This is a genomic window from Microcoleus sp. B3-D2 (assembly GCF_036705345.1).
Classification (GTDB): Bacteria; Cyanobacteriota; Cyanobacteriia; order Cyanobacteriales; family Microcoleaceae; genus Microcoleus.
Genome location: NZ_JAUBUG010000091.1, coordinates 16432 through 22178 on the forward strand (window position 1 = coordinate 16432; position 5747 = coordinate 22178).

Below are 5747 nucleotides of genomic sequence, written 5' to 3' on the forward strand. Positions count from 1 at the left end.
AGGCAACTGCAAGGTAACATTCACCGGACATAATGACTCGGTATGGAGTGTCAGTTTTAGCCCGAATGGAGAGGCGATCGTTACTGCCTCAGATGATGGCACCGCCAAATTGTGGGACTTGCAAGGCAACTGCAAGGTAACATTCACCGGACATAATAAATCGGTAACAAGTGTCTGTTTTAGCCCCACAGGAGATACGATCGCCACTGCCTCAGATGACGGGACAGCCAAATTGTGGGACTTGCAGGGGAATTTACTGGCTGACTTTAGCGGCTATAAGGGCAATTTGCTCAAAGGTGAGACAGATTTTGTGGAGTTGAAAAGTCCGATTTATAGTATTTGTTTTAGTCGGGACGGGAAGTCTTTAATAACAGGTTCGGAGGATGGAAAGGTGCGGTTTTGGCCGATCGAAAGTTTGGACGAGTTGTTGGCGAGGGGGAGGAAATGGCTTGGTGAGAATTCTTAACGGCTGATCCACGCGGATGGTTTTGATTTAGCAACGATTTTACGATGATTTTTCACTTGTTCAAACTGCTATTAGCTTTACCCACTTTAGACACCAGAATTATTGAATAATTCGGGTATCTAGCAGACTACAAGCCGGAAATTTAAAAGTCAAGATTTATTAAGATTTTACAAAAAAGCGATGACAAATAACAAATCATGTATCTAAAATAAGAGACAAATTGACCCGGAAACTGAAGGTAAGAAAATGTCTGAACTTAGACAAAATCTAATTACCAGAGATTGGGTAATCATCGCCACCGAACGGGCGACAAGACCGGATCAATTCGCAAACAAAAAAAAGTCGGCTGCCGTAGTGCCACCGCACCGTGCCGATTGCCCGTTTTGCGTGGGAAATGAGGAAGACGGAACTTTAGAAACTTGCCGTTTGGGCGATCGCGCTGACTGGAAAGTCAGGGCAATTTATAACAAATATCCCGCCCTCTCCCCCACAGCAGAATGGATGAGGATATCATCGGGAATTCACCGCACGATGGCGGGAATCGGCGTTCACGAGGTAATTGTCGAACACCCGCGACACGATTTGACGACAGCTTTGTTGAGTGTGGAAGAAGTTGCCAACATACTTTTAGTATACCGCCAGCGCTATGTAGAAATTAGAAAAAATCCCCACATTGAAACAATTATTATCTTCAAAAATCACGGGGAAACTGCCGGAACTTCTCTCGAACACCCCCACTCGCAGATAGCCGCGACGCCGGTTGTACCCAGCCAATTTCGCAGTCGCATCGACGAAGCTATTAGATATTTTGACGACACGGGAGAATGCCTCTTTTGCCGGACTTTGGAAGATGAATTAGCGGCGAAAGAAAGAGTGATTTGTGAGAGTGAACATTTTGTGGCTTTTATCCCCTACGCGGCACTTTCACCGTTTCACACTTGGATTTTTCCGCGCCGGCATTCCTCTTCTTTTGATGAAATTACTGATGCGGAAATTACCGATCTTGCTGATATTTTGAAAACTGTACTGGCTAAGCTTTATTACGGATTGAACAATCCCGATTACAACTATAATGTTCGATCGGTGCCGATCGCCCAACGGGCAACAAAATACTTTCACTGGTATATTGCAATTATTCCCAGAGTCACCAAGCAAGCTGGGTTTGAGTTGGGCAGCGGGATGTTTATCAATACTGCTTTGCCGGAAGAAAGTGCGGCGTTTTTGCGATCGATCGACATTCCTAGCGACAGTAATTTCCCCCCCATCTAAAGTATCCTACATCACAATACGTCAAATTTACGTCAAATTGTAGTGGAAATGCACGCAGCCACTCTGATTTGCGAGTCTGTCTTGGGGGAGAAGTGAGATTATTTGAGATTTAATATTTGAGATTAAAAAATTGGGGATAACGAAGGATCTAAGGGTTTAGATCACCCGTCTACAGTTGCATTCTTTTGTGAAACTGGTATCATTTACGAGCTCAACTTATGAAGGTACAAATACTTAGGGATTGTACCCAACTCACAATAAACTTTCGACATACTGCCAGCCGTCGTCGCTAAAAGTAGCTCTCAACATATCTCTAATTTTGGCATCGATCGATAATATTTCCTCGCCCGAATCACCATTCTCGCCGATTTCGCAACTGTCTTCAGACATATGTTCTTGGATGTGGGCCAGAGTATGAGCGAAATTAGCCAGAAAATAATGTTCGTGCACCCACGCTGTCGGATCTGGTATTTCTGCACTCCCAAAAGCTCGATCGACTAAATCTTTTTTGGCAACATCGTCAGTCTGATTTTTCATGTTGAGTTCGATTTAGGTAGAACTGGTAACTTATTATCCCATTTTAAGCTTAATTGTCAACAGAATCGCGATCCCGATCGACCACAGCAGTGACAAATTTGTGTCGTTTGTGCGATCGCGATCTTAAGTTTTTTGTCGATCGCGTGTTATCATACTACATCAAACTCGGTGACCAATAATTTTTATCTCCGGCAAAATACACTTGGGCATCATTCCGTGAACTCCTTTCTGAGGATTGTTGACAGCCTGCGTAATCCGAAAATTTACGGCAATGGAACACAAAACATAAGCATCTTCTTCTTTGAAACCCGCAAAAGTTTGGAGCCAATAAACCGTCTGTTTTACCGCCATCTCAAACGCTTCATCTAATGTTCTACCGAATCCCATAATCACAATATGAGTGGGCGTTTCTGCAAACGGAAATAGCAGAATAAAATCCTTGCGTAAGATGATTTGAATAGTTCCCTTCATCGAAGTTTCAATGGCAGTACCGTCAACTTCACCGTCTCCTTGTGCCGAATGTCCGTCGCCGATGGACAGTAAACCACCGCGCAGAAAAACAGGTAAAAATAACCGCGTTCCTGGTTGCAGTTCCCGATTGTCCATATTGCCGCCGTAGCGCTCTGGAGGAATAGAAGAACGGTTAATTTCTGCATTGGCAACGCCGATAATGCCAAAAAAAGGATGCAGGGGAATCCGAATGCCGCTAGCTGGGGGGAATTCAGCAATTTTTTGCTCTAAATCTAGCGGAATAAACCGCAATTTAGGTTCGGAGAAATACTCCGGTAAAGCTCCCCATCCGGGCCGAATTGCATTGAATCCTACTGGTAAACTCGGGTAAACATCCTCAATGTGAATTTCTAAAACGTCTCCCGGTTCGGCATTGTTAACATAAATCGGGCCTGTCAGCAAGTGGGGCCCCGGCCCAACTTTGCGGTTGGGAGGCAAATTCTGACAAATATCTAAAAATTCGGGGGTGAGAAATTCCGGCGGCGCCTTGTCAGCAACATAATATCCTGAATAGGTTTCGATATCGATGCGATCGCCCGAATCGACGCTTAAAGCAGGTTCGATATTTGGAGAGAAACCGCCCAAGTGTACGGTTTTGCAGTTAGCCTTGAGAAGGTGGCGAGTCATGGGATTTTAGATTTTAGATTGAAGGAAGGGTGTTAAGAATGTTATATCGCAAGTCTCAAGCATTTTTGAGAAAGATTTTTTTTAATGAACCGCAGAGGGCGCAGAGGGCGCAGAGAAAGAGAATGGAGAGATCAGAAGATGTGAAAGAATGGTTGAAGTTTGTTAGATGTGAGATATTTTACTAATTTCTTAACTTTTTGATAACGTTGGTAGTTTAAAATTCCCAGTCGAGAATCTAAAATCGATGGCTGTTTTTTCTTCAGACTAATGACTAATAACTAATGACTAATGTTGACACCATTGCCCCATCAATTAAAAAATTCTAGAGATTTGCCCCGCAATCCCTGGTTTTTTGCTGTTTTGATTTTGATTGTCCTACTGCTAGGTTTCATGATGCAATCTTACCTTAATCAACCTCAGCTTTTAACCGATCCGTTTTTGCAACTCCCAACAGTAAACTCGGTGCGAGTTGTCTGGTTTACCGAGTTTGCTGGTACTCGCAACACTGTTGCTTACGGCGAAAATTTGAATCAAACTGTGACGGCAAATACTACCAAGCTGAGCCGCACTCGCGAAGACAAAGACTCTCACATTTCCGATGAAATCAAACAAAGCATAATTGACAGCAATCCAATTGTCCGCGAAATCTGGCGGCACGAAGCAGAAGTCCCCAACTTAATGCCCGGTGTTCGCATTCCTTATCGAGTCACCAGCGAAAGGAAAGACGGCGCATCTGTCAGCAGCAAACTTTTCACTCTTTCTCCGACACCAGCAGCAGGAATGGCGCTCAAAATCCTCCTCACTTCTGACCATCAATTGATGCCTATGACAGCAGCAAATCTCCAGAAAGTAGCCGAAACAATTGGGAGAGTTGACGCGGTTTTTATGGCAGGGGATTTAATTAATATACCCGATCGCGCTTCTGAATGGTTTGACGACTACCGAGGCCGCGCCTTCTTTCCCGCGCTGCAAGGTCGCGCATTTTCAGAACTGGACAAAAACGGCATCAAAACCGTTTACAGCGGCGGCGAACTGATCCAACACGCGCCTTTATTTCCCGCCATTGGCAATCACGAAATCATGGGTCGCTTTGCAACCAACAGGAAACTTGATGACCAATTTAACGATCCTTTTCCCCGCGCCGCTGCCGAGAAAGTATACGCTCAACGTGCTGCCTCTTTGAATCCCAAGAATGACTCTTCTGTGCAGGAAATATGGCTAAAAAACAATAGTTTTAATAGCGATACCTATGACGAGATTTTCAATTTACCGAGAGGCAAAAATTACTATGCTGTGACTTTTGGAGACGTGCGGTTAGTTACTTTGTATGTTGCGAATATCTGGCGGACTCCGAATTTAGATCCGGGTGCAAGAGGCAGGTATCGCGAACGGGACGAAGATTTTAATAATCCCGAAAAATGGGGATACGGACAGCATATTTTTGAGCCGATTGTCAAGGGCAGCGCTCAATATACTTGGCTGCAAAAAGAGTTAAAGAGTGCGGAATTCCAGCAGGCAAAATATAAAATTGTGATGTTTCACTACCCGCCGCATTCTCTGGGTGACAATATTGTACCTGCTTATACTGATCCAGTACAAATAGTCGATCGCGCTGAGAATGGCGAGATTAAAATGGTGCGTTACGAGTATCCGAAACAGCAAGATTATGTGATTCGGGATGTAGTGCCACTGCTAGAAACAGCGGGGGTGCAGTTGGTATTTTACGGACATTCGCACTTGTGGAATCGATTTGTCAGTTCCAGCGGAATGCACTTTTTGGAGACTTCTAATGTGGGCAACAGTTACGGTGCTTTTGCAAGGGAAAAGCGCCGATTTGTGCCGCCGGGATATCGGGAAGATTACAGCGCTATTGGAGATCCGAACGGATTGGAACCTGTGGTGCCGACTGTTGCGCCTTTGTTGGCAGAAGACGGGCGGCCGCTGCCGTATATTGATAGCAATGATATTACGGCTTTTACTATTTTTGATACGGGGGAGGGTACGGTTAGCAGCTACTATTTTGATACGCGGAAACCCGAGTCGGAAGTGGTGAAGTTTGATGAGTTTAAGTGCGAAAGGTAAGGGCACGGCATTGCCGTGTCCCTACAGATATCTGAGTGAACTGAGATGTTGCACTATTCTCAATTACCTGTTTAGCAACGGGCAAGATGCCCGTTCCACACAACTCAATTTTATTGTGGAACAGGCATCTTGCCTGTTCTTGAAAATGGTGCAAGATGTAAGATTAAACTGAGATGTTTCACTATTCTCAATTACCTGTTTAGCAACGGGCAAGATGCCCGTTCCACACAACTCAATTTTATTGTGGAACAGGCAT

The 5747-nt window shown here is 44.6% G+C and carries 5 protein-coding genes; 3 read left to right on the forward strand and 2 right to left on the reverse strand.

The genetic code is table 11. From position 1 onward, the window contains the following. Both QUB14_RS25155 and galT read left to right on the forward strand, forming a co-directional pair. Positions 1-466, forward strand: a 466-nt coding sequence (locus QUB14_RS25155) for a WD40 repeat domain-containing protein (protein ID WP_445251865.1), incomplete at its 5' end; no start/stop codon positions are given. Between the two features lie 246 nt (positions 467-712). After that, positions 713-1735, forward strand: coding sequence for a galactose-1-phosphate uridylyltransferase (gene galT / locus QUB14_RS25160; protein ID WP_333220388.1), 1023 nt, complete (start codon positions 713-715; stop codon positions 1733-1735). 252 nt (positions 1736-1987) lie between these two features. Here galT and QUB14_RS25165 read toward each other — a convergent pair whose 3' ends face one another. Further along, the gene (locus QUB14_RS25165; RefSeq protein WP_006630949.1) at positions 1988-2272 is read right to left on the reverse strand and encodes a hypothetical protein; all 285 of its coding nucleotides are present in this window, start codon (positions 2270-2272) and stop codon (positions 1988-1990) included. A 159-nt stretch (positions 2273-2431) separates the two neighbouring features. Then, positions 2432-3409 (reverse strand): acetamidase/formamidase family protein, encoded by a 978-nt coding sequence (locus tag QUB14_RS25170; protein WP_333220390.1) that lies wholly within the window; start codon positions 3407-3409, stop codon positions 2432-2434. A 288-nt stretch (positions 3410-3697) separates the two neighbouring features. Here QUB14_RS25170 and QUB14_RS25175 point away from each other — a divergent pair, with 288 nt between their 5' ends. Then, entirely contained in the window at positions 3698-5491 is a 1794-nt protein-coding gene (locus tag QUB14_RS25175; RefSeq protein WP_333220392.1) for a metallophosphoesterase, read from the forward strand. The last annotated feature ends 256 nt before the right edge of the window (positions 5492-5747 follow it).

Excerpts from the sequence above, each read along its gene's own strand:
- galT (WP_333220388.1), top strand. The coding sequence starts at position 713 with ATGTCTGAACTTAGACAAAATCTAATTACCAGAGATTGGGTAATCATC.
- QUB14_RS25165 (WP_006630949.1), bottom strand. The coding sequence starts at position 2,272 with ATGAAAAATCAGACTGACGATGTTGCCAAAAAAGATTTAGTCGATCGA.
- QUB14_RS25170 (WP_333220390.1), bottom strand. The coding sequence starts at position 3,409 with ATGACTCGCCACCTTCTCAAGGCTAACTGCAAAACCGTACACTTGGGC.
- QUB14_RS25175 (WP_333220392.1), top strand. The coding sequence starts at position 3,698 with ATGTTGACACCATTGCCCCATCAATTAAAAAATTCTAGAGATTTGCCC.